This is a genomic window from Pedobacter zeae (assembly GCF_014196715.1).
GTDB lineage: Bacteria > Bacteroidota > Bacteroidia > Sphingobacteriales > Sphingobacteriaceae > Pedobacter > Pedobacter zeae.
On sequence record NZ_JACIEF010000001.1, the window covers coordinates 713436 to 734538 of the forward strand.

Below are 21103 nucleotides of genomic sequence, written 5' to 3' on the forward strand. Positions count from 1 at the left end.
TTAAACCTTTAGATTTTAAGCGGCTGCATCCTGGATGTACGCGATTACGCCGGCATTGTCTTCCCTGCGTCGACGGCCACCGGCACGCTGTGCAGAAGAAACCAAATCACCATAGTAAAGCGGGTTATCGGTATCATCAAATACTTTAACTTCACCCAGGGCAAATTCCACACAGTCTTTTTGCCAGAATAGGCTGACAGCATTATCGGTCGCCTGGACTGCAGCACCTAACGCGCGGATGACGTCGGCTGATGAGGCAGCTGCTACTGATGCCCTGGTCATGATCAGGAAGCCGTAAAGCTTTCCTAAAACACCGGTTTCAGTATTCGCAAACTGGTTGAACGCATTGGCCTGGGTATCGCTTAATGATGCAAAAATCTGCGCGTACATATCCTCATCTAATAAAGCGTAACGATCACGATCAGGTACCCCTTGCTTGCTCATTGCAGTACGAATTCTCAAAACATCGCCATGTACTGCGCCTTTACGGTTTCCGGTTTGACCTGCCAAATAAGCTGCAATGGCTGCTCCGCTTGTACGGATGATATTGCCGGCCGGTATAGCGCTCAGCACTTTGATGATCATATCATCAGCCACAACATCATTAAGGCTACCCATTTGATCACCGTAAGCCTCATCTAGTGCATCGTATGACGGCTCGATTTTGTCCAGGTTGTGTACATGGGTAGGATCAACTGAATATTCGTCGAGCGAATAGGTAATGTCAGTATCAGTTCTACGTACGGCAGTTGCAGGGAATTCTGAACGGTTTTTAACTACAGCAGGTTTTGCTCCAGGGTTCGGGATATGCACCACCTTACCGACCAGGACATGCTTGCCGGCGTCACGGAAAAACTTTAAAAAAACGTTGTCTTTCCAGAAACGCTCTACAATGTAATCCTGCCAAACTTCTTTGGCCACACCCGCAGTATATGCACCAGGCGCATAAGTTTTAGAAAACGCCAGGGCGCCGGCGATGCCTAAAACGGCAACAATCTGGAGGGCTGCCGGCGCTTCTTTCAGCGCTGTACTTAATGGCATGATAGCCAGTAAAAACCCGATTAAGGGCAATAAAAATGCTTTAAAACGTCTCATTTTTTCGTTTTGGTTTTGATGAATTAATTAATTGTGTTGATTGGGGTTTTCGACCTACTTAGGTTCGTGGCCGAACCTGGTTTTGTAAATCCTGTTGTAATCCTCTGGGCGGGCTAACCTCAATTTTTCGCCCTGGCCAGACTTAAACAATTCTTGCCAGGTCATTTTCGACAGCTTCACCATTTCTTCGGTTTCGGCATCAGCCTTGCCGCCACCTTCTACGGTCTGCTGTACCGTTGGCACACCGGTTTTACCATCCAGGTGAAGTTTTACGCGGGTATAGTCCGCCTCGGTCTTAACCTGGTCAGCGTAAAAAGCTGTATCGCCCTCCACGATCTTGCGATCCTTAACGGCAGCAGATAACAGCACCTTGGTTTTTTCTTCCAAAGCGGTCAGTTCCACTTTGTCGAGTTTTTCCTGTAAACCTTCTTTTTCCTTTTGCAGGGTTTCGATCTGGGTTTTCTGTTTTTGAGCCAGCTGTACGATTTCGCTGATACCCGTTTCGAATTCGTTTTGGTTAACAGCGTTTGTTTTGCCTAGCAGGATTGCTGCTTTTTCGGCGGTAAGTTCAATTTTTGACATTTCGTTATTGATGAGTGTGTGATTAAGCAGTGGTAAATCGGAGTTTGCACCGTTGTGCGATAACTGTATTCGCTTGCCCTGTTTGTAAAGCGCGACACTTGGCTCCTGATGCGCATCGGGATTGCTTCCGATATCACAGATCGTTACCTCATCCAGGATTGACCTGGTGAGCGTATGGTGACGCTGCAAAGGCTTTAGTTTGTCGACGTCTTCGCTCCATTCCTGTGGATCAAGCCCAGCTGATGCCATCCTGAGCGTCTCGTTTTCATACATGTTGTAGATCGTTTCGGCAAACTTGTAACTGGTGTCGAAAACCGGTTGACCAGTTAAAACCCTACCCAGTTCCGGATGGTCTTCTTTGCGCAGTTCCACCACGTTGCCCAATGGCAGCACGTCGTTTTCCCGCGCAGGGATTGATGGCCTGGTATGCATCCATAGCATCAGCGGATTTTTTTCAAACCGTGTCAGGTCAACACCGTTAACATCTACCCAAAACCCGTAAGAATTGAGGGATTCTGAAAGGATGATGATCCGGTTTGTAGTGCGTTTTTTCATTATGATTTTTTGCGATTGTTGGCACAAACGTAACAGCGTTTTTTCGCCTCAAAAAATCGGTTTCCGCGCACTGTACGCGGTTTTCACGCTCAGCGTACACAGTCCGTACGCCCCACGAAAGCCAGTTTTTTTACGCCTTATTAAGGCCGCATTTTTGGCCTGTTATGGCAAAAAAGAAGCAAAAAACAAGCGCAGAAATCACAGCGATCAAAGAGTGGGCAAAGGGGCTTTACATCAACGAAAAGCTGACCCAGAAAGAAATCGCTGAAAGAACCGAAATGTCCACAAACACCATTTCGAAATGGGTCAATGAGGGCAACTGGGATGCCGGACGCAAAAGCATCCTGATGACCTGGGAGGAACAGCTTCGCAATATGGTCAACGAGTTAGAGAAGCTAAACCAGGATATCTCAAACAATGGCCGCGGATATGCCGATAAGGAGCAGGCATACATCCGGGATACGTTGGTACAGAACATCAATAAACTGAAAACTGATGTCACCGTGGAGGAAATCTGGAACGTGTACCGCAAGGCGATGGAATACTGGCGCCCTATTGACCTGGATATCGCCAAACAGCTTACAGAATTTTTTGATCCGTTTATCAAAGCCAATATCAAGTAATGGCAACGGCAAAGCAAAGGATATCCCTGGAGCTGTTCGAGGAACTGGCCAGGGAAATCAGGCAGGCTACGCCGACCGATCCCAACGAAACACCGGCAGAACAGCGCAGGCGTAAACAGGAACTGGAGAAACCCGGCAATGAAAAAAAATGGATGAAATACTATTGTCCAAATTTTTGCGGTGCCGAGTTTGCCAAATTCCAGGCTAAGGCAATCGCGCGGATCATCAAAAACAAGCGCTGGTTTGAAATCCTGATGTGGTCAAGGGAATTGGCCAAATCAACGATTACCATGATGACTGTTCTTTACCTGGTACTGGTGAAAAAAGAGCTTAGAAACATCTTGATGGTATCCAATAGCGAGGATAACGCGGTACGTCTCTTGGCGCCGTATAAAGCCATCCTGGAGAGTAACCAGCGATTGATCAAGGATTACGGCAAGCAGATGAAACCAGGCTCCTGGACGGACAGCGAATTCATTACCAGGGGCGGGGTATCTTTTCGCGGCATTGGTGCCGGTCAGTCCCCGCGGGGTACCAGGATCGAAAACTTCCGCGTCGACTGTATCCTGATCGATGATATCGACACCGACGAGGAATGCCGCAACCCTAAGCGCGTTATTTCGAAGTTTAAATGGATACAGGAGGCGCTGATCCCGACCGTGTCAGTTTCTGGCAATTACCGGATTTTGATGTGCGGCAACAAGATTGCCAAAATCTGTACGGTAGAGCTGGCCAGTAAACTGGCGCATAGTGTCGACCAGGTGAACATCAGGGACGAAAACGGGAAAAGCAGCTGGCCGGAAAAAAACAGCGAGGAAGATATCGACGCCATCCTGGGCATCCTTAGCTATTCATCAGCCCAAAAGGAGTATTTCAATAACCCGATTACCGAAGGCACAGTATTCAGCGAAATGCATTACGGCGCCATGCGTCCGTTATCGGATTATAAATACCTGGTGTGCTACACCGACCCGTCGTTCAAGGATAGCAAGAAAAACGACTTTAAAGCCACCGTACTGGTCGGCAAGTACAAAGATCAGTTCCATGTATTAAAAGCATTTGTGGAGCAGACCACAACCGCGACGATGGTCGGCTGGCATTACACCATGACCGATTACGTTGGTGGCCGTACGCCGATATATCACTATATGGAGGCCAATTTCCTCCAGGATACGCTGCTGCAAAAATTCCACGACGTCGGCCAGGAACGCGACCAGGTGATCCCGATCAAAGGCGATAAAAGGAAAAAGCCGGATAAGTTCACCAGGATCGAAACCCTGCTCGAACCGCTCAACTCCCAGGGCAAACTGATCCTGAACGAAAAGGAGATTTCCAGCAAACACATGGAGCGGCTTGCCGAAATGTTCATGGCGCTGGAGCCAGGAAGTACCACCCACGACGATGCCCCGGATGCCGTGGAAGGTGCGGTATGGATCATCAACAATAAAACAATCATTAACGGCTCTGTCATGTCTACGGGCGGCAATCGGAGCAATTCAAAACGCGTTTAATATGCCATTTATCACAGAAACCGATATGTATTCGCATATCAAAAAAGCAAAGGTTGATCTTATTAAAAGGGATGATCCCGAATTGATGAACGAAGCGATCAAGTCCGGTATTTCCGAAGCGATGAGCTATATGGGTAAATACGATGTACAGACCATGTTTGCGGCCGAGGGATCGGCGCGCGACCCTCTACTGCTCATCTACACCAAAGGGCTGATAAGCTTCCATTTCGTGACCCCTGAAAATGCCGGGGTAGATTATGAGAAGGTAGAAGACCTGTACACCAAAGCGATTGCATTTTTCAATAAGGTTCAGGCCAATAAATCCACACCCTTTGGCTGGCCGTTACGTCCTGCCGATCCCCTTACCGGTGCAACGCCGGCAAAAACATTCAAATACGGCAGCAACCCAAAACGCAGTAATCAATATTAAGAATGGCAAAGAAAAAATATTCAGGCGTCACTGTCAGCAGGACTGAGCAGGCGCCGATCATCATCCAGCAAACCAATATCCGCCCGGTAAACCGCCAGGTTCTTGACATTAAGAAATGGCGTAATGCAATCCGGTCAGCTGAGGCGCTAGTTCCACGCAGGGCAACGCTGTACGATCTTTACGACGATATCCTGCTCGACGGGCACCTAAACAGCGTACTCGAAAAACTGGTAAAAAAGGTTACCAATGCAAAATGGGAGTTTGGCCGCGCTGGCAAAATCATCAATGCAGCTAATGACCTGATCGATACGCCCGAGTTTGAAAAACTGGTTCGCGGCATCGTACTTTCCGAATGGTGGGGGCTTACCTGGTGTACCGCCAACAAATTTACTGCCGATGGATTCAGCTACTACGAAATTCCGCGCAAGCATTGCCGCCCGGAAACGGGTATTGTAGCCAAAGAGCAAACCGGCGAAAGCGGGATCAATATCCGCGAGGGAATTTTCGCCCGCGAAACGATGGAGTTTGGCGATCCGAACGATATCGGCCGTTTAAAGATCGTTGCCCAGTATGTGATCTATAAACGCGGAGCTTTCGGCGATTGGGCACAGTTTGCCGAGATATTCGGGATGCCCTTCCGAAAAGGCACTTATGATGGTTACGATGATAGCCAGCGGGCATTACTGGAGCAAGCCCTGGAGAAAGCAGGGAGCGCGGCCTATGCCGTCGTTCCGGAAGGTTCGAACATTGAGTTCATCGAAAATAAATCGAACAGCACAGGCGATCTTTACAAGGCGCTGAAAGATGCCTGTAACCAGGAGATCAGCGTGGCGGTACTCGGCCAGACCGAAACCACCACGAGCAGCGAGGGAAGCGGTTATGCGCAATCCAAAACACACGCCGAAACCGAAGACGATGTAATAGCCTCTACCATCACCAGGGTACGCCGGTTATTGAACCGTCATTTTATCCCGGTCATGCAGGCGGGTGGCGTCAATACGCAGGGCGGTTGGTTTTACATCAAAGGCGAAGGGGAAGAAAAGTTAACATTGAAAGAAAGGTTCGAAATGCACCTAAAAATGATTAAAGAGCTTGAATTGCCTTTTGATGCTAAGTTTTTATATGAAACCTATGGTATGCCAATACCGACTGATTTTGACGCCCAGATGGCGGAAAGAAAAGCAAAATCGGAAGCGGTACCACAGGAAAAGCCGGAAAATCCGGACGATCCGGAAAGCGACCCACCGAAGAAAGGAAAGAAAGCAGCAAAAGAGGGGGTAAAACTCTCTGAGTTTCCGAACCTGCGCGCACTGATCAGCCAGGCGACCAGTTTTTTCGCACAAGCCCCGGCAGTTCTGCTGACCGGGGCGGAAAATCCGACGTGCAGCTGTGGCGAAGCCCACATGATCAGGCTGAGTAAAGAGAACACGCCCGAGTTTGACCAGGACGGTATGATCAAACGCACCTGGGGACGAAAGCACATCAGCGCCGCTGACGATCCGCCTTTTGATGCAAGACTGTTCCATTTTACCGCACAGACATTGATTGAAGGCATGAGGGAAGGCTGGAAAACCAAAGAGGTTAAACTGGTCGATATCGGGTTCAGCTACGACGATGACGACCCGGCCATGCTGACCTCGTTTGAAATGAACCTGATGCGCTTTAGTGCCTCTAAAACACTGGCGGAAGCGCAGGCACTAAACGAGCTGTTTAGGCAGTCCAAAAGCTTCGATGACTTCTATCAAAAAGCAACGGCCAAACTGGATGTTTTCAATAAATCCTGGCTGGAGGTAGAATACAATACAGCGGTACTCACCGGCCAGGCAGCCGCCAATTATAACCGGTTAATGCAGTCTGTCGAACTATTCCCGTACTGGGAATACCAAACCGTCGGCGATGATAGGGTTCGGGCAGAACACCGGTTACTCGACGGGCTGATCCTGCCGGCCAACCATCCATTATGGAAAAAGATCTTTCCGCCAAACGGATGGCGCTGCAGGTGTTGGGTTGTTGGCCGAATGGCTCATGAGATTGAAGGCGTAGACCTTAAAGCAATGGAGCAACGGGCTAACACTTTTATCGGCAGCGATGAGTTTAAGCGCGCCAGGGCGATGGGTTGGGGTGTGAACCGCGCGGCCATTGGCGAAATCTTTACAGCGGATCAGTTTTATATCAACAAGTTCGAGGGTAAAGCAACTAAAGACCTGGCAACGCTAAAACCGGTCGATTTCGGGTTAAAGAGTTATAGCCAGGCGAAGAAAGCCACCACGGAGCAGGCGCCGGTATTCGATGGTACCATAGAGGATTTTACAGAAGCATATCCAACCATCCGCGACTACCATAACCGGCAACTGCTCTTTGACCATGCAGCATTTAACCAGGAAGAAACTGGCGAAAAATCCTACCGATCCGATTTACTCGCCAGCATGGTGCAGGCGTTGGCCAAACCTTCTGAGGTATGGATCGGGGGCGAAAGCCTCAACGAGTTTATCATGATCAAGTATTACCAGGATAAAACCATCGTGGTAATATCGAACGTCAGAAACGGGAAAGTGTACCAGGTAACCAACTGGTTTGCCCTGGAGGAGAAAGCCGAAATTATTGACAGGTACCGTGCCGGCCTGCTTGTTTTTAACAAATAAAGATTATGACCAACGCAAAACAATGGTTTAGGGATTTCGAGAAATTTATCGACCTGGATGCGCCGAAGGTAATCGGCGAAACCGCTTTCGAATATTTCCGCGGCAGTTTCAGGCGCAAGGCATTTAATAAAGTGCCCTGGCCACTGGCGAAACGCAAAAAGAAAAAAGGCTCTTTGATGGTTACCTCTGGTTTACTGCAGGGATCGATACAGATTGAATACACCCAGCCCAGGGGCGTAAGGATCAGGGCGGGCGGTAGCCGGGTGCCTTACGCTGCCGTGCATAATAACGGCGGCATCATTACCCGGAATGCCAGGTCTGAAACCTTTATCCGAAACCGAAAAAAACGTGGCTTTGGCAAAGGCAGGTTTGCCAGGGGTACAACTCCAGGCAAAGGGATGAGTTTTAAATCCTACAGTTTCAGAATGCCTAAACGCCAGTTTGTCGGGCCAGCCGAAGAAATGAACGACCTGATCAGGCTAAGACTTAAGGTTCTATTTAATAACCGTTAAATACCATTTAAACAAATGACAGAAGCATTTTTAAAATTATTGGAACTATTGATGCCGTCCGAAGTTCCGACCGATCCTAAACTCAAAGAAATTTACGATCAGTTAAAAAAAATTGAGTGGTTCGACCTGGATAAAGACCAGCTGGAGAACTACGACGTCCGGCCTGCTGTGGCCTTTCCCTGTGCGCTGATTAAAATCGATATACCAGGTGCCACCGATATGGGCAACAAAGTGCAACAATGCATGTATCGTATTCGCATTCGCCTGGGTTTCGATTACACCGGCGATACATCTGCCATTAATAACATCGAGGCGATTATGGCCGGGATGGAATATGCATACATTACCCAGGCAGTGTACCAAACTTTGCAGGGGACTATCCTGGCCGGCATGGGCAAATTATCCCGTCGATCCCAGGTCGATGAAGAGCGGGGCGACGGGTTCAAGGTCATGAACCTGGAATTTACAATGGGTGCGGTTGATCAGAGCGCCGCGTAAACGACAAAAGCCCCATAATTTGGGGCTTTTGCTTTAACTGTACAACTGACTGCGAATATTCTCATACAATTGCTGTAAACGATCCGCTTCGGCTGGCACGTGTTCCGGATGTGGAGCTTCATCTGCTAATTCATCCAATTTCTTGCAGGCAAAAATTAAGCCTTCGATTGCCAGTCTAATTTCGCTTTCTTTTAGTCGAAGCGTTACAATTTTGTCCGTTTTTTCTTTGTTTTTTTTCATTGCTTTTAAATTATTTACAACAAAGCTAAAACAACAATTCGGTGCATTTTTACGGGTTTCCGTATTCCGATTAATTTTTATAAAATGACACATTTTAAATCAGCCCGAACAGTATCGGCTCCAAAAATTAGATCAGGAGGCATGAACATGCAGATATTGATTGGGTTGGTATGAGGGTCGAGCACTAAAGTTTCAGCACCATCATTGCTAAATATCATTAACCGGTCTTTCATTGCAATTAACTCCTTTTCGTTGGTTACAGGGATGCCATGCGCTTGCATTGCTTTTATAATGAAATTCAGCTTCTTTTCCATTAATCCATCATAGAAGCCGCTTATTATCCTGTTCCTTTCGTTGTAAAGTTCTTTAATTTCTGGTAACTGATCAATCAGTTGATTATCAAAAAATTCTTCCATATTCAAATATAGTATTTTATTGATACTCATTGGCTGGCTGAGCCTGCTGCGATTCAATCAGCGCACTGATCAGGCCTAAATCAGTAGCCGTAAATAGCTCATCGCGTTGGTCGGTCATAAACCAGGCATTTCCCCGGTTGCTGATTATTGCGGTCAAAAAATCGTCTATATAAAGGTAATAGGTATCAGTCCAGTAGAACGATATCCGGATTGCACGCTCATGCGCGCCAAACGGGGCATTAAAAATAATATCTTTCATAGTCTATAAACCAGAAATATTACCTAATTGTTCGCAAGTTATTGGTTTTAAGCTGCCCAATTGTAGTGCGGGTATTTTTTCCGCATCTGTGCGGGTGTCGTGCCTTCCTGTTTTAGTTGCTTTACCAGAGCGGCCATTGGGGTAAGCCGCTCGATGATCATCCGCTCGCTGATAAAAAATTCACTTTCCAGGTTTTTCAGCGCATCGTCGTAATCGTCTTTTAGGAAATTTACACGGAAATAATAGCGGTACGCGATGGCCTCGTCTCGCTCCCTTAGCAGGTCTATGCGGGTTTTACGGCCGTTATTCGAGGTATCAGCTGCAAAGATGTCGGTATAGAGCGTTTTCTGGCCGCGAGGCATATTAGATGTTTGGTTTACACACAAAAATACTACAGAAATTAGTACACAGTTGCAACAAAAAAGCCCGCAAATTGCGGGCTTAAAATTTTACTGCTGTTGTGAGTTCAGCCCCACAAACGGGGCAATTACTCAACGATTCAGGATACGTATCCACGCACCTCCGGCAGTTTAAACCTAAATATGTTTCTGAACGTCCATAAATCCTAAAGTTCCGGTTTAACACCTCAGCTTTGTTTGGCATAATTGTTACCTGTTCATGAAAACGGGTGTACCGGATAACACGAACGTAGTTTCTGGGCATTGTGCCGTCATCACGGAGCGCCGGATAATTAACCGCAAAATACCAAACACCTGATTTATTAACCTCGTATACCTCATACAATTCATCAAAATCTAGGTGTTTAAACTGGTCGCCGGCTTTGAGCTCAGATACCAATGATGTAAATAAATCCATTCTTAAAATAATACTGTTTGTCCTGTTGAATTACATTTATACTCAGCTTCCAATCTATCTGTCAAATCCTTAAATAAGGGATCGTAAATCTTGCGGCGCAGATACAGCTGATTGAAGTTTTTGTACTTTATGTGTGAAAGCCTAAAGTAATTTTTTCGCTGCTCCACCTCTTTGTCAGTCGGTTGATATGCTGCCACCATCTTGCCGTGACCTTTATGCTTTACTATCCTGGCCACCGTTCCCAGGTCACCAATTGCCGGAACATAATGTACATAAACACTAAAATTGTTCTGATCTGTTGTTTTCCGTTTCTTATGTTGCTTAAGCCTGGGTGTCCACTTGATCTTGCCATTTTCTAACTTTTCGGCATTGTAACCATCTTTGAGCTTGCGGGGCTTACCAGGTTTTTCACGATAGTAGACCAGAAATATCGGAAACAGCTGGATCAGTGGCTCCGGATATGCTGGCTTTGGCCATTTAAATCGAAGAAAGTCCTGTAAAGGCATCTGTTTACAAAATGCCTCTACATTTGCTGACATTGCAAATCTACCTTTGGCCATCTCAATATTTGTTTAATTCATATATTAAGGCATTAGCCTGCTCTACAGCCCGTTCAGCAAGGAGGCCGCCACCATGATAAGATAACAGCCCTTGCAACGCTAAAGCTGCAAAATATTCCCTTTTGGTTAAACCATCGGTAGTCACCTTGATGTCGCCCAGTTGAGCATTGCCGCTATATTGAAGTGTTGTAGATGGGTTTATAGGATCGTTGGGTTTTGTTTTCATCTTTATTGCTGTTTAAATACCTTTTAAAAACTTCTTATACATCTGCTCCACTTCGCTAACCAGTTTTGGCAGCTCTTCTTCGGTGTGGTCGTCCAGGGGCTTATGAGCGTAGCCGTATTGCATACACCAGGCATTAACCCGGGGCATATCAATCTTGCCGTCCGGCTTCTTGTACCACATAAAATGAAAAAAAGAAAGAATTTTGTTTTTCATTGCATCAGACGGCGTTTTCTGTTTTTTATAGCCGATCGCGTCATTCAACGTTCTAATCATATGGTCAGCTTCCTGGTATGTCAATTCGGTTGTACTGGTGCAACGGCCATCTGAATAATTACTGACCATGAGTTCTTTTGTTTCTTTATCCAGGCCAATCTGCTTTATTATGATGCCTAGCGCCATGCGCTGCTGTGGTGTACTTCTGTTCATACTTCAAATGTATTTGAGTGCTTTTTCTTTTCCATACGGGTTTCCGTATTGCTATTACTTTGTCGCCATCGATCGCCAGTCGGTTTCGAAATAGCGATCTTTCAGGTAGCGCTCTGGGTCAACTGTTTTTCGCGTCATCCTGGAACAGTATTTTTTGTAATGCTTAACCCTAATAATGGCCAGGAGCTTTTCGTCCGGGTCTAGCTTGTTGTATAGGGGTAATGTGCGTTTTCGGTTAACTTTATGGTCGTAAGCTTCCCAAAATGCGTCGAAACTAGTATCGGCCAGCACCTCTTCCATATTGCCTTTAATTCGCGTTATAAACCCTTTAATTTCGTTTTTATGGAATGGCATATACTGCAGCATAAATTTGCGCTGCGCCTCGCTCATTTCGGCCTGTACGTCGTATGCTTCCAACAAACCAAACTCGTCGTCGTAACCGAATGTCACCGTCCCGGTGAACTTTTCGGAAGTCATGATGTATTTTGTCATGATGCTTGAAAAAATTGTGGATGAAACTTTCTGGCCATTTCTTCCCATATCACAAAGCTTTCGCCTCCGCCCATCCGGGTTTTATCTACTAAGGCCATGTATTTTTTTACAATGATGGCATAATGGCCATCGAAGGCTATATCGTCTGTAATCGCTTTCTTTGGTGCGCCTGATGGCAGCGCATGGCCGATAAAAATAAATGCCTTTCTCGGGTACCGTTCTTTTAATGCTTTATAGTCCGCCCATTTCCAACCTGTGTAATCCACGCTATCGATAAATATAAACTGTGCGCTTGATGGTTTATCCAGGTAATCGAATAAATCATCCAGGTAAGTTTTGTCTTCTGGCTTATTGGCTTTTGGATCAATAGCATAAAAAATGCCTTTCACATCAATCATATCATTACGAAACATCGCTTTTTGTAAATCTGGGCCGTGTCCTTGCTCGTAACTTAGCCAGGCGACCTTTCCAAACTCACATAACATTTTCGCCAGACGAACACAATATTCTGTTTTTCCATTTCCGCGATAGCCCATAATGACCATTATAAACGCCAGTGGAAGATCGCCCAGATGCCTAGCCCATTCCAGGGCAATTTTTAGCTTCTTGAACTTCTTTTTGTAATACTGGTCTAAGCCTAGTGCTTTCATTTAGTGTATTTGTTTTATAAATAAAATTCGTTGGTTATAGGTGTCCCTGAAATATTTACGCGCTTTGGCCTTATCTTCCGCCACAATGAATGCCGCCTCGGGCATTGCCATCGGGAAGGCAAAAAAATCGTAATATATCAGGAACACTTTCATATTATCGGGTAATTAGCCGATATTTTGGTTTATCGGCGTTTTATACGATAAACCGACTATTTTTAGCGTATCAGCCTGGCTCATACGTCTTTTTCGGTCAAAAATGCGCCTTAGGCTATCCATGCTCACATCTTGCTTTTTGCAAGGTTTTGGATAGTCTTTTTTACATCCGAAAAGGCAAAGGGCAAGCCCTAAGCATAAAAAAATTGCTTTCATTTTGTTAAAAATTAAAGGGTTAATGGTTTAGCTAACTAATAGGATTATCGTAGCCGCAATGGTCGCACAGCGTGCTCAATCGGAGGTCAATCCAGCCCCCGCACTTTTGGCATATCCGCCAAACTTCATGGTTTCGTACCAGGAATAATTTACGCATTAGAAATATCGCTTTTAAGCTTCTCTATAACGCTAGGTAGACCATGACGGGTATATTTTTCAAGGTGGCCGATAACCTCGCTTATAATGGCGTTTTTGGCTTCCTTCTGAGAACTATATCCGCTGTCTGCAGCGATTATTTGCGGCATCGAATATTGCCTGATATTTTCGAGGATCATATGATATCCGTACACCCATCGGCCATACCTTTGGCAATAGGCTATAATTACCGTTGTTTTACCATCCTGCCATAAAGTTTCGCCTGTTGGGTTATTACAAAACCCTTTTTCGTTAAAATCGTATTGTTTCATTATTCTGCCTCCATTCCGTTTTTTAAAGTTGCCAACTGTTCTATCATTGTACCCAGCCTCGTCGGGCTAAATGTGCCAACTATTTTGAGCTTTATCGCGTCGGGCCGTTGGCTGCCCCGTCTTAGTCTCCTGATCGATTGGCCCAGCTCAAAGGGAACCATTTCCTTTTCGAAGATCAGGACTACCGCCTGAGATTTAATTTTTCCCATTTTTAAAATATTGATGTGTATATGCCTATTTTATTTCTGCCATAATCATAGCAAATACCTCGGGTTGAACAGCTACCAGCTCCTAGAAAGTCACATTTTTTACGGGCAATTAAACCGAGTATTAAACCTCTGAACTTAGCCATTCTAAACCGTTTCGGCTCAATACGCCTGCGATTCTTTGATGGCGGCAAGTTGTTGTAAAATTGAAAGCCATACATCCCCCAATGTTTTGATTCAAACCTCTTCTGTTTTTTAGTCTTTTTCATTTATTCAGTTTTTTAAGTTTTTGTTTCCTACGCCATTCCGGCCAATCGCTCGCTACACCGATAACGATCGCCACCAGGATATGGTGGATGTGTTCGATTATGAATTCCATGCCTCTGGCTCTTCATTGTGTTTATTCAATTCAGCAGCTATACGGTAATACTGATCTGCCAGGTCTTTATCTTGCGATACTCCATCACCGCCTACACCCGAAATTTGCATTACCAGGCCAAAAATTTTATTTGCGGTATTGTCGTTTCCTAACATAAATGCCGCGTACTCCATTTCCAGCGCCTTTCTATCCCATACCTTTACCTCTTCAAAGTGCGCCGGATTTACATTAAATTTCCGTGCAATAAGCTGCGTAAACCTCCTTTCTATCCGGGCATACCGTCGGCCTAAAATTATTTTCAAAGGTTTTGGTATATCCAACGTGTAAGCCTCAGCAGCATCATGAAACAATGCCGCATATTTAAGCCTCTTCGGCGCCAGGGCAACAACTAAGTAAGTATGCCAAAGCACATTCCAGGTTGTGTTGGTATGGCCACCAAAACGGGGCATTAGATACAAAGCACATGGAATGTCTACTGGCACAATCATGTCGGCCGTAGGTCTTCTCAAATTCACCCAGGTACCGCTATAAGTTCTGATAAATCCCTTTTTGTTATCGTGTACGTCGGCCGGCAGTCTAAGCGATTTCGTACCTTTAAGCCATGCGAAGTATTCTAAAATCAAGCGAGCAAAGAAAACAAGTATCGCTGTGATCCCGATCGTAACCAGGATAAAATATAGCTGCTTCATTAGATCGTCTCCTCAATTTTTGGTTTAACATCTTTCATGGTCAGGCGCTTCGCCCGGTACTCCCTTTTAAAAGAGCTTTGGATATTGTTCGCTTTAAGATCGTCCAGTACAGCCTGGTGTACCTGTCTCGATTTCGATTGAAGCGCTTTAATTACATCATTAGCCTTTACATGATCAGGCGCCAATATGCGGCTGATCAGCTGGTTTCCAACCGTGGAGCAGGCAATTTTGATCACGAAATTAGAATGGTTCCTGATGTCATTGCTCTGTTGTATATCCAGGTCGTCAAAGCTTACGTTTTTGGTCATGGTTTTAATTTTGCGGTAATATTTAATCTGCAGCAATAGGCAGATTACGAACGCGGCCACTAATAGGGCGATAATTAGATTAAAATGTGTTGTCATGGTTATAGTGATGAAAAGTTTAAGTTTAATGTTTCCCATTTATTTTCTTTGTTCTTGAACTGGAACTCGTATCCAAAGCCTTTAAGCGATACGCTGTACGATTCCTTTAGCATCCTGATGCCCTCCAGCCAACGTTCATCCTGGAACTTGTTTTCGTGCTTGATAAACTCCATTGCCTGCGAGTATTCCCAATCGCCCTGCTTGTTTTTCTCCAGGTAGCCCATCAGTATTTCAAATACCTTCTGATCGCGTTTTTTAACCTTATCCATCAAAAACTCTTTAAGCAGGTCAACCGCTTTTAACGCGCGTTCGTCCCATTGAGGCGTAGTATCCCGGCGGCGTCTTACCCGCATATCGCCGGCAGTGTTTACGATCGAGAAACCGCCCTGGCTTCTACCGTTCATTTTGCCGTAATTCTTTAATTCATTTGCCTGGATTTCCATCTGCTGATGGGTGAATTCTTTAAAGTCGGCAAGCGTGGCCATTACTTGGCGGGCTTCGATCAAAAGGCTAATAACTGCCTGGTCGCGTTGGTGCTCATAAGCTTTTTTTGCCTGCTCACGTTTCTTCTCAACTATTCCTTTGCCTTCCTTCATAACCTGCTCGATCTGCTCAGGTGTAAGTTGCGAAATGTCGAAGTTGTTGTCCGTGGGTGTTTGTGTTACTGTGTTCATCTTATTTGTCTTTTAAGTTGTTCAATTTGCTTTTTTAATATATCCCTCTGTTCCATGAGGTTGGTAAATAGTTGGTGGTATATCCTCGCTTTGATTCCTGGTTCCTGCGCTTTATCTACCCGCTCCCGGTTACGTTTTTCAAGCTCTTCAAGCCACTTTAAGCGCTCCATAAACTTTCTCTATCTGGTTGGAAACATCATTTAGCTGTATGGCCTCATACTTGTACAGGCGCTCAGGTATATGCACCTGTTGAAGGAAAATAAACAATGCCATTGCTTCCATATCGGTAAGGTTTACACCCCAACCAGATTTTGGTGACCATAGGCTTTCGGCCTTTGCCCTAACCTTTGTAAAAACCTTATCTACCAATAGGTAAATCAATGTTTCGGCGATATCCCTGGGTTTATTTTGCTCCATTAGCACACCCAGCAGCAGCGATATACCTGCAATTTTGTCCTTTGTTGCTTTAATCTTCATTTTCTATCGTTTGAATAATTTTTAAATACTGTTTTTTCGTCGTTTTATGGTAACTGAGTAGATCGGTTGCCATTTCTATCCGGTAATAAACCACCCACCGTGTTTTGCCTATTTCCCTGGCTATTTGGGGCGGTTTTAACCCCTCTTCAAAGAGCACCAGTGTAAACAAAGCCCTGGCGTTCTTATGCTCGTCTTTCCGGTGTTCGCAGCCGTTAAGGTCGGCGGGGTTTACTTTCATCACCTGAGCCACTACCGAGCGGATCAGTGCAACCCGATTTAAGTCTATGTGCATACATTGCCTTTAGTTTTGGTTTCGTCCTTAACAGCCTTTTTATTGATCCCTTCCATCAGCAGGCCGTACGCCTGCTCCATAATGTCAGCGTAAGGATATACGCCGGCAACCGTATGCAGGTAATCGTAGTCAACCAGGAGCGCCGATACCGAGTGTGCGGGCTTGCGCTTTACCAAAAACACCTGGTCGCGCTGGTACCAATGGTTTCGCCACCATTTCCAAAACTGGCCGCTTTTGGTCAGCTGCTCCAGTGCCCAGTCATCAGCGTCTATTATGCTCTTTAGGTATTCAATGCCCTTTTTAGCGATGTAGTCGCTGTACTGCAGCTCCGACCAGTTCAGCAGGCGGCGAACCTGTTGCGAATTCGCCGCGATGATCATTTTTAATACTTTCATAACTTTAGTTTGCTATTTTGAAAACTGCCTTATAGATCGCTATGGTTTGAGATTTGATACTAGGTATGTATAACTCATTGCCCTTATCTGAATAGGTGAAAAGCTTATAAACCGGCAGATTAGTGCCCTGAACTTCACTTGGTGCAATCAAAAACGCTAAAAAGCTTTCGTTTTCGATATTCAGCACCCCTCTGTATTCAATGGGTGTAGTCGTTTCCAAAAGCCGGCAGGACGATGATTGTTTCCCGTTAGCCGTAAGCCTTCCAATTGCTAATACTTTGGTGCCTGGTTCCAAACCGAATTTTGTTTCTTTTTTAAGGAGGTTATCGTGTTCTCCTACCAGATATGGCTGGTCGTAGATTAAGTTGAGTTGCATATCGAGTTAATTAATGTTTAAACCTTGATTTCAGAAACCGGTCAAGTTGCGAAATCCTTATATCAGTCGAGGCCAGCTCGGTCTTAAACAGCCATCTAAAAAAGCGTTTGATTAATGTGTCGGTTGTTTTCATGATTTCTTAGTTTTCGTGTTAACTTTTTTTGATATTTTTTAGCTTGGTTAAACCTGATAGCGCGCTGCTCTTCGTAGTTCATCGGCCTACCATTGATGTAATAGTCGACCTTTTTAAAAATGTCCAGCTGATTTTCGCTCATATCTAGTATTTTAAGTCTGTCCAGTGGATTAATTGACCGGTAAAGTCTGTATTGAAGTATTCGAAGAAAGCGTCTACTGATTCGAATCCGTCGTTGATGGCTAGTGCTTCAATCTCAACAAAATCTATATGGCGACCATCAACGTATAAATAAACCCAGTCCTCAGTCTTCCATTTAATTTCAATCTTCTGCACACTTTTACACTTAACCGTCGGTGCAAACTGGAAACGATCAGCGGTACGGTTATTAATTACCATGTGGATATCCATACCCGCCCGCCATCTATCGCCCGCCCTAATCGTATGCAGCTTCGCGCTGATCACATCGTCCGGCACATCAAAAGGCTTGTTTAGCGTGTAAACATGGGTGTCGAAATAGTAATCATACATCTTTTGCTTTTCTGCAATATCCAACCCCATCCAGATTTTGGCTACAAAGAAGTTCTTAACCCCTTTTATTTCCTGTTTAAATCCTAATGTCATTACGCTGCACCCTCCAATCTCCTGGCTAACACCAGGCGTTTAACACGGCGGATATCGCTTTCGCAATCATTCACAATCATGTTTACGGTTTCCTCGTCGTCAATTCCGTTCGCTCTAACGATCTGTTTTATCGAAGCCAGGCTGTAAGCCGGAAAGTTTACGAAACGACGGCCTAAGCGGCTAAAAATCTCTTTGTAGCCTTTTTTATTGCTGTCTACCCCGCGTTTGATACGTTTCTCCAGGTGGTCGGTAGCAATCAGGATCAAACCGCACTTATCCTGGAGCGCGTTGTAAAGGGTAATGAAGAAAAACAGCACCTGGTCGCTTAGCTTATCGGCTTCATCCAGGATAATCACAGGGCTATCCATCTGGTTAACCTTTTTGATCACCTTGTTAAGCATTTCATTAATGCTGTAGCCTCCGTTATCCTGGTGCATCTGTTCAAGCAGTTCAGCCAGGAAAGTTTTGCGGTTAAAAAACTCATTACAGTTGATTTTGAACACGTTTTCCTGCTCGGTAAAAGCTTTGGTTATTTCGCTTTTGCCAAAGCCGGCAGGCGCGCAGATACCGAATACCATCGAATGCTCCTTACAGTCCGAAAGGATCGATTTTAAGCGGGTAGCCTCTTTGGTTTCTACGAACATCCAACCTTTATTACCTGGCTCCAGCTGCTTCTGTACCGAGCGCCACATCTCTGGGCTGATGTTTTCCCATTTCCCCCCCAGCATGTGGCTGATGGTTGCAGGTGAGATTTTTAGGGCTGTGGCAACCTTGTTGCCGCTTGTTGCTTCTACGCGTTTGCGTAATTGGTCAGAAATTTGTTGTTTTGTTAAGTGATCCATTTTTCTCGTTTATTTTGGATTATCGAATTGGTGTGGTGTCGTGGCCACACCTTTTTTTTTACCACATTGATCTGGTACTCTCTTCGGTGTCCACGTATTCCGAAGCGGCACTAATTCTTTTATTTGCAGCGTGCGCAAGTTCTTTCGGTACCGACGCACCGGCCTGTAAAAGGCTTTCGGCATCAATTCCATTACGCGCCATTCTGTCTAATCTTTCGTTTAGCTTGGTGCTGATCTGCACCATCATTTCTTTTTTGTTTTCTAACAAGCTGTTTAACCTGGTGCGGTCGCCCTCTTCAAAATCGGCCAGTGCCGAAGGCTGTTTGTACACCGCCCCAGCAATAAAGCGCAATCCTTTACCATCGGTAACCAATACCTGGCTAAAATCATACGGATCGTACGTAACAGATATCGTTTTGCCTACATTTTCAAGGTAAAGCGGTTCAGGTACATCGTAGCCGTGCTTTACGCCGTCTATCGTCACGTCAATACCGCGCGTAGTAATTTTATTGGTGTATTTGTGCTGAATTCCGAACAATTCGAACCTTTTTTCGGTATCCAACAGCCTTTCTGAGCTTTTTGGCGATATTTCGAAAGCATCTAACCACTCATTTTGGCGTGTTTTACCACTTTTTGGGTTGATAGATTGGCGCATACGGGTAATAAAGTGTGCAACAACATCAACCGCTTTATCCTTTGATGGGAAGTTCTTTTTAGCCTTTTCAATGGCATCGGTACTTATGCGCTCCTTTGCTGTGATGTTAAAACCCGAGTAGTTAGGGTATAATTTGAGGTTTTGGTGCCAGGTTACACCGAATGCGCGCTCAATGTATTTAGATTGGGCAACTTTTACCGTAGCCGGTGTAAAATGTGCCTGGCTGGAAAAGAAAGTGGCCAGTGCGCCCTCTTTTTTCTGATCAATCGCCCAGTGATCCGTTACAATCTGGTTCCACATGTAATCGTTTCCGGTAAGTTCACGCACATGCGCCATTGCATTGCGGTAGGCTTCTTTTACCAGGTCGATCGTAACCGTTTCGCCAATTGCCCAGCCCAGGATATAATCGTTATAAGCATCCATCACCACGTAAAGCGCAGGGCGGTAGTAATAATTTTTCTTTTTGCCACTTTCGGCGATGAAAAACATATCCAGTATGTTGTCGTCACTGTTTACAAGCAATAACGGCGCTGATGGTCGTTTACGTTGTATCTGTTTGCTCAATGCGGCATAAGTTGCCGCAGCACCTTTTTGTCTTAGCATGATCATGTTTTTGTTTTGCTCCCTGCGGTAACCTACGGTAGCGGGTGAAATGGTTTCGCGGCCTGTCTCCAAAGCCCATTGGTTATAAAATGCCGCAATCACTGTGTTATCGTGCATGTGCGGGTCTTCTATCATCGTGATCAGCCTGTCCTCGGCCTCGTCATCCTTAACCTTTTTGCGGTTATCGTTGCCAAACCGCCAGGTTTCAACTAAACTATCGTAACCCATCTGGTTAAAATCGGCAAGCTTGTTTTTTAAGCTTCTGGCGTTGGTTGGCAGTGCAATGTCTTTCGAGCGGATCAGTGCGGTAACGTTTTCCCAGAATTCGGCTATTGTTATATTTAATGAGCGTTTTAACGCCTTTTTGTCGCTCATAAACCGGTTAATAGTTTTTAACCAGCTGGCCATTTCAGTATATTTTGAGACATACGTCTCAGGCAGCATGCGGGTATCGCTCAGTTTAAACGTGCGGTAATACTTTTCGGCGGCGAAATCCCAATTCAGTTTTACCTGCTCGGCAATTGGTTCCTTAGCCAGGTATTGGTTAGGGTCGCCATACTTTGCCACAACAGCAGCTTTGTATTTGGATGGTAAACTATCAAAGGAAATTAATGCCTCTTTACCATAACAAGCACGACCGACAGTCTGCAGGTTTCCCCTGGATTTATTTTTGTCGTAAGTGTCTTTAGTCATTATTGCCGGAACAAGCTCGCTATAGTCCAGGCATATCTGTTTGTCGTGGATTCTCATACGCCTAAATCTTAACTATTTGCTTGATGTGACTAATTAACTCTGTGGTTCCCGCCTCATATAATTCGTCGAAAACCTTAACTTTTAAACCGGTAACCGTTTCGTCAGATCGCTTATTGGTACGCACTTTTTTTACTGTACTTACCGAGCAACCCACAATGTCAGCTAACTGGTCAGCCGGAAGCTGTGGCCCTGTATTTTTCATTTTGGTATTTCTCGTTTTAATATTTTTATC

At 45.2% G+C, this 21103-nt stretch carries 33 protein-coding genes; 6 read left to right on the forward strand and 27 right to left on the reverse strand.

Features of this window, described 5'->3' with window-relative positions:
- Positions 1–15: 15 nt before the first annotated feature.
- Together GGQ60_RS02845 and GGQ60_RS02850 are read right to left on the reverse strand one after the other, a co-directional pair.
- Positions 16–1095 carry a hypothetical protein gene (locus GGQ60_RS02845; RefSeq protein WP_183759873.1) on the reverse strand — a complete coding sequence of 360 codons (1080 nt, stop codon included), beginning with the start codon at positions 1093–1095 and terminating at the stop codon, positions 16–18.
- Positions 1096–1149: 54 nt separating this feature from the next.
- Positions 1150–2232: a hypothetical protein gene (locus GGQ60_RS02850; RefSeq protein WP_183759874.1), complete on the reverse strand. Its 1083-nt coding sequence runs from the start codon at positions 2230–2232 to the stop codon at positions 1150–1152.
- Positions 2233–2396: 164 nt separating this feature from the next.
- Here GGQ60_RS02850 and GGQ60_RS02855 point away from each other — a divergent pair, with 164 nt between their 5' ends.
- The 6 genes from GGQ60_RS02855 to GGQ60_RS02880 are packed head-to-tail and all read left to right on the forward strand — an operon-like array spanning position 2397 to position 8448.
- On the forward strand, positions 2397–2855 hold the full coding sequence (locus GGQ60_RS02855; protein ID WP_183759875.1) for a DDE transposase family protein: 459 nt from the start codon (positions 2397–2399) through the stop codon (positions 2853–2855).
- Positions 2855–4366, forward strand: coding sequence for a phage terminase large subunit family protein (locus GGQ60_RS02860; protein ID WP_183759876.1), 1512 nt, complete (start codon positions 2855–2857; stop codon positions 4364–4366). Before GGQ60_RS02855 ends, GGQ60_RS02860 begins: the two co-directional genes overlap by 1 nt.
- Position 4367: 1 nt before the next feature.
- Complete coding sequence (locus GGQ60_RS02865) at positions 4368–4796, forward strand: hypothetical protein (RefSeq protein ID WP_183759877.1); 429 nt, start codon at positions 4368–4370, stop codon at positions 4794–4796.
- A gap of 2 nt (positions 4797–4798) precedes the next feature.
- Entirely contained in the window at positions 4799–7438 is a 2640-nt protein-coding gene (locus tag GGQ60_RS02870) for a phage portal protein family protein (protein WP_183759878.1), read from the forward strand.
- 5 nt (positions 7439–7443) lie between these two features.
- Positions 7444–7950 carry a phage virion morphogenesis family protein gene (locus GGQ60_RS02875; protein WP_183759879.1) on the forward strand — a complete coding sequence of 169 codons (507 nt, stop codon included), beginning with the start codon at positions 7444–7446 and terminating at the stop codon, positions 7948–7950.
- 15 nt (positions 7951–7965) lie between these two features.
- Positions 7966–8448 (forward strand): hypothetical protein, encoded by a 483-nt coding sequence (locus GGQ60_RS02880; protein WP_183759880.1) that lies wholly within the window; start codon positions 7966–7968, stop codon positions 8446–8448.
- A 33-nt stretch (positions 8449–8481) separates the two neighbouring features.
- Here GGQ60_RS02880 and GGQ60_RS02885 read toward each other — a convergent pair whose 3' ends face one another.
- The 25 genes from GGQ60_RS02885 to GGQ60_RS03005 form a co-directional block, all read right to left on the reverse strand.
- Complete coding sequence (locus GGQ60_RS02885) at positions 8482–8688, reverse strand: hypothetical protein (RefSeq protein ID WP_183759881.1); 207 nt, start codon at positions 8686–8688, stop codon at positions 8482–8484.
- Between the two features lie 77 nt (positions 8689–8765).
- Entirely contained in the window at positions 8766–9104 is a 339-nt protein-coding gene (locus GGQ60_RS02890; protein ID WP_183759882.1) for a hypothetical protein, read from the reverse strand.
- A gap of 16 nt (positions 9105–9120) precedes the next feature.
- Positions 9121–9363, reverse strand: coding sequence for a hypothetical protein (locus tag GGQ60_RS02895; RefSeq protein WP_183759883.1), 243 nt, complete (start codon positions 9361–9363; stop codon positions 9121–9123).
- 47 nt (positions 9364–9410) lie between these two features.
- A complete protein-coding gene (locus tag GGQ60_RS02900; protein ID WP_183759884.1) occupies positions 9411–9725 on the reverse strand; it encodes a hypothetical protein in 315 nt (104 codons plus the stop codon).
- Between the two features lie 79 nt (positions 9726–9804).
- Entirely contained in the window at positions 9805–10179 is a 375-nt protein-coding gene (locus GGQ60_RS02905) for a hypothetical protein (protein ID WP_183759885.1), read from the reverse strand.
- A 2-nt stretch (positions 10180–10181) separates the two neighbouring features.
- Positions 10182–10739 (reverse strand): hypothetical protein, encoded by a 558-nt coding sequence (locus GGQ60_RS02910; RefSeq protein ID WP_183759886.1) that lies wholly within the window; start codon positions 10737–10739, stop codon positions 10182–10184.
- Between the two features lies 1 nt (position 10740).
- Complete coding sequence (locus GGQ60_RS02915; protein WP_183759887.1) at positions 10741–10965, reverse strand: hypothetical protein; 225 nt, start codon at positions 10963–10965, stop codon at positions 10741–10743.
- A gap of 12 nt (positions 10966–10977) precedes the next feature.
- Positions 10978–11391: a hypothetical protein gene (locus GGQ60_RS02920; protein WP_183759888.1), complete on the reverse strand. Its 414-nt coding sequence runs from the start codon at positions 11389–11391 to the stop codon at positions 10978–10980.
- Between the two features lie 54 nt (positions 11392–11445).
- Positions 11446–11883: an LvrA C-terminal domain-related protein gene (locus GGQ60_RS02925; protein ID WP_183759889.1), complete on the reverse strand. Its 438-nt coding sequence runs from the start codon at positions 11881–11883 to the stop codon at positions 11446–11448.
- Positions 11880–12533, reverse strand: coding sequence for a hypothetical protein (locus GGQ60_RS02930; RefSeq protein ID WP_183759890.1), 654 nt, complete (start codon positions 12531–12533; stop codon positions 11880–11882). The genes GGQ60_RS02925 and GGQ60_RS02930 overlap by 4 nt, the downstream gene beginning before the upstream one ends.
- 165 nt (positions 12534–12698) lie before the next feature.
- Positions 12699–12902, reverse strand: a complete 204-nt coding sequence (locus GGQ60_RS02935; protein ID WP_183759891.1) for a hypothetical protein — start codon at positions 12900–12902, stop codon at positions 12699–12701.
- 149 nt (positions 12903–13051) lie between these two features.
- A complete protein-coding gene (locus GGQ60_RS02940; RefSeq protein ID WP_183759892.1) occupies positions 13052–13369 on the reverse strand; it encodes a hypothetical protein in 318 nt (105 codons plus the stop codon).
- A complete protein-coding gene (locus GGQ60_RS02945; protein WP_183759893.1) occupies positions 13369–13578 on the reverse strand; it encodes a hypothetical protein in 210 nt (69 codons plus the stop codon). Before GGQ60_RS02945 ends, GGQ60_RS02940 begins: the two co-directional genes overlap by 1 nt.
- Before the next feature lie 2 nt (positions 13579–13580).
- A complete protein-coding gene (locus GGQ60_RS02950; RefSeq protein WP_183759894.1) occupies positions 13581–13844 on the reverse strand; it encodes a hypothetical protein in 264 nt (87 codons plus the stop codon).
- Positions 13845–13941: 97 nt separating this feature from the next.
- The gene (locus GGQ60_RS02955; RefSeq protein ID WP_183759895.1) at positions 13942–14643 is read right to left on the reverse strand and encodes a hypothetical protein; all 702 of its coding nucleotides are present in this window, start codon (positions 14641–14643) and stop codon (positions 13942–13944) included.
- Positions 14643–15047, reverse strand: coding sequence for a hypothetical protein (locus GGQ60_RS02960; protein ID WP_183759896.1), 405 nt, complete (start codon positions 15045–15047; stop codon positions 14643–14645). Before GGQ60_RS02960 ends, GGQ60_RS02955 begins: the two co-directional genes overlap by 1 nt.
- Positions 15048–15049: 2 nt before the next feature.
- Complete coding sequence (locus GGQ60_RS02965) at positions 15050–15721, reverse strand: DUF3164 family protein (RefSeq protein WP_183759897.1); 672 nt, start codon at positions 15719–15721, stop codon at positions 15050–15052.
- Between the two features lie 147 nt (positions 15722–15868).
- Positions 15869–16198, reverse strand: a complete 330-nt coding sequence (locus GGQ60_RS02970) for a hypothetical protein (RefSeq protein WP_183759898.1) — start codon at positions 16196–16198, stop codon at positions 15869–15871.
- Complete coding sequence (locus GGQ60_RS02975) at positions 16188–16490, reverse strand: hypothetical protein (RefSeq protein WP_183759899.1); 303 nt, start codon at positions 16488–16490, stop codon at positions 16188–16190. The genes GGQ60_RS02970 and GGQ60_RS02975 overlap by 11 nt, the downstream gene beginning before the upstream one ends.
- On the reverse strand, positions 16481–16870 hold the full coding sequence (locus GGQ60_RS02980; protein ID WP_183759900.1) for a hypothetical protein: 390 nt from the start codon (positions 16868–16870) through the stop codon (positions 16481–16483). Before GGQ60_RS02980 ends, GGQ60_RS02975 begins: the two co-directional genes overlap by 10 nt.
- Positions 16871–16889: 19 nt before the next feature.
- Positions 16890–17261, reverse strand: a complete 372-nt coding sequence (locus tag GGQ60_RS02985) for a hypothetical protein (protein ID WP_183759901.1) — start codon at positions 17259–17261, stop codon at positions 16890–16892.
- 277 nt (positions 17262–17538) lie between these two features.
- Positions 17539–18018: a hypothetical protein gene (locus GGQ60_RS02990; RefSeq protein WP_183759902.1), complete on the reverse strand. Its 480-nt coding sequence runs from the start codon at positions 18016–18018 to the stop codon at positions 17539–17541.
- Positions 18018–18860: an AAA family ATPase gene (locus tag GGQ60_RS02995; RefSeq protein WP_183759903.1), complete on the reverse strand. Its 843-nt coding sequence runs from the start codon at positions 18858–18860 to the stop codon at positions 18018–18020. The genes GGQ60_RS02990 and GGQ60_RS02995 overlap by 1 nt, the downstream gene beginning before the upstream one ends.
- Positions 18861–18918: 58 nt before the next feature.
- Positions 18919–20868, reverse strand: a complete 1950-nt coding sequence (locus GGQ60_RS03000; RefSeq protein ID WP_183759904.1) for a hypothetical protein — start codon at positions 20866–20868, stop codon at positions 18919–18921.
- Positions 20869–20872: 4 nt separating this feature from the next.
- Positions 20873–21073 (reverse strand): hypothetical protein, encoded by a 201-nt coding sequence (locus tag GGQ60_RS03005; RefSeq protein WP_183759905.1) that lies wholly within the window; start codon positions 21071–21073, stop codon positions 20873–20875.
- Between the last annotated feature and the right edge of the window lie 30 nt (positions 21074–21103).

Coding starts and splice junctions, on each gene's coding strand:
- GGQ60_RS02845 (WP_183759873.1), bottom strand. CDS start 1,095: ATGAGACGTTTTAAAGCATTTTTATTGCCCTTAATCGGGTTTTTACTG.
- GGQ60_RS02850 (WP_183759874.1), bottom strand. CDS start 2,232: ATGAAAAAACGCACTACAAACCGGATCATCATCCTTTCAGAATCCCTC.
- GGQ60_RS02855 (WP_183759875.1), top strand. CDS start 2,397: ATGGCAAAAAAGAAGCAAAAAACAAGCGCAGAAATCACAGCGATCAAA.
- GGQ60_RS02860 (WP_183759876.1), top strand. CDS start 2,855: ATGGCAACGGCAAAGCAAAGGATATCCCTGGAGCTGTTCGAGGAACTG.
- GGQ60_RS02865 (WP_183759877.1), top strand. CDS start 4,368: ATGCCATTTATCACAGAAACCGATATGTATTCGCATATCAAAAAAGCA.
- GGQ60_RS02870 (WP_183759878.1), top strand. CDS start 4,799: ATGGCAAAGAAAAAATATTCAGGCGTCACTGTCAGCAGGACTGAGCAG.
- GGQ60_RS02875 (WP_183759879.1), top strand. CDS start 7,444: ATGACCAACGCAAAACAATGGTTTAGGGATTTCGAGAAATTTATCGAC.
- GGQ60_RS02880 (WP_183759880.1), top strand. CDS start 7,966: ATGACAGAAGCATTTTTAAAATTATTGGAACTATTGATGCCGTCCGAA.
- GGQ60_RS02885 (WP_183759881.1), bottom strand. CDS start 8,688: ATGAAAAAAAACAAAGAAAAAACGGACAAAATTGTAACGCTTCGACTA.
- GGQ60_RS02890 (WP_183759882.1), bottom strand. CDS start 9,104: ATGGAAGAATTTTTTGATAATCAACTGATTGATCAGTTACCAGAAATT.
- GGQ60_RS02895 (WP_183759883.1), bottom strand. CDS start 9,363: ATGAAAGATATTATTTTTAATGCCCCGTTTGGCGCGCATGAGCGTGCA.
- GGQ60_RS02900 (WP_183759884.1), bottom strand. CDS start 9,725: ATGCCTCGCGGCCAGAAAACGCTCTATACCGACATCTTTGCAGCTGAT.
- GGQ60_RS02905 (WP_183759885.1), bottom strand. CDS start 10,179: ATGGATTTATTTACATCATTGGTATCTGAGCTCAAAGCCGGCGACCAG.
- GGQ60_RS02910 (WP_183759886.1), bottom strand. CDS start 10,739: ATGGCCAAAGGTAGATTTGCAATGTCAGCAAATGTAGAGGCATTTTGT.
- GGQ60_RS02915 (WP_183759887.1), bottom strand. CDS start 10,965: ATGAAAACAAAACCCAACGATCCTATAAACCCATCTACAACACTTCAA.
- GGQ60_RS02920 (WP_183759888.1), bottom strand. CDS start 11,391: ATGAACAGAAGTACACCACAGCAGCGCATGGCGCTAGGCATCATAATA.
- GGQ60_RS02925 (WP_183759889.1), bottom strand. CDS start 11,883: ATGACAAAATACATCATGACTTCCGAAAAGTTCACCGGGACGGTGACA.
- GGQ60_RS02930 (WP_183759890.1), bottom strand. CDS start 12,533: ATGAAAGCACTAGGCTTAGACCAGTATTACAAAAAGAAGTTCAAGAAG.
- GGQ60_RS02935 (WP_183759891.1), bottom strand. CDS start 12,902: ATGAAAGCAATTTTTTTATGCTTAGGGCTTGCCCTTTGCCTTTTCGGA.
- GGQ60_RS02940 (WP_183759892.1), bottom strand. CDS start 13,369: ATGAAACAATACGATTTTAACGAAAAAGGGTTTTGTAATAACCCAACA.
- GGQ60_RS02945 (WP_183759893.1), bottom strand. CDS start 13,578: ATGGGAAAAATTAAATCTCAGGCGGTAGTCCTGATCTTCGAAAAGGAA.
- GGQ60_RS02950 (WP_183759894.1), bottom strand. CDS start 13,844: ATGAAAAAGACTAAAAAACAGAAGAGGTTTGAATCAAAACATTGGGGG.
- GGQ60_RS02955 (WP_183759895.1), bottom strand. CDS start 14,643: ATGAAGCAGCTATATTTTATCCTGGTTACGATCGGGATCACAGCGATA.
- GGQ60_RS02960 (WP_183759896.1), bottom strand. CDS start 15,047: ATGACAACACATTTTAATCTAATTATCGCCCTATTAGTGGCCGCGTTC.
- GGQ60_RS02965 (WP_183759897.1), bottom strand. CDS start 15,721: ATGAACACAGTAACACAAACACCCACGGACAACAACTTCGACATTTCG.
- GGQ60_RS02970 (WP_183759898.1), bottom strand. CDS start 16,198: ATGAAGATTAAAGCAACAAAGGACAAAATTGCAGGTATATCGCTGCTG.
- GGQ60_RS02975 (WP_183759899.1), bottom strand. CDS start 16,490: ATGCACATAGACTTAAATCGGGTTGCACTGATCCGCTCGGTAGTGGCT.
- GGQ60_RS02980 (WP_183759900.1), bottom strand. CDS start 16,870: ATGATCATCGCGGCGAATTCGCAACAGGTTCGCCGCCTGCTGAACTGG.
- GGQ60_RS02985 (WP_183759901.1), bottom strand. CDS start 17,261: ATGCAACTCAACTTAATCTACGACCAGCCATATCTGGTAGGAGAACAC.
- GGQ60_RS02990 (WP_183759902.1), bottom strand. CDS start 18,018: ATGACATTAGGATTTAAACAGGAAATAAAAGGGGTTAAGAACTTCTTT.
- GGQ60_RS02995 (WP_183759903.1), bottom strand. CDS start 18,860: ATGGATCACTTAACAAAACAACAAATTTCTGACCAATTACGCAAACGC.
- GGQ60_RS03000 (WP_183759904.1), bottom strand. CDS start 20,868: ATGAGAATCCACGACAAACAGATATGCCTGGACTATAGCGAGCTTGTT.
- GGQ60_RS03005 (WP_183759905.1), bottom strand. CDS start 21,073: ATGAAAAATACAGGGCCACAGCTTCCGGCTGACCAGTTAGCTGACATT.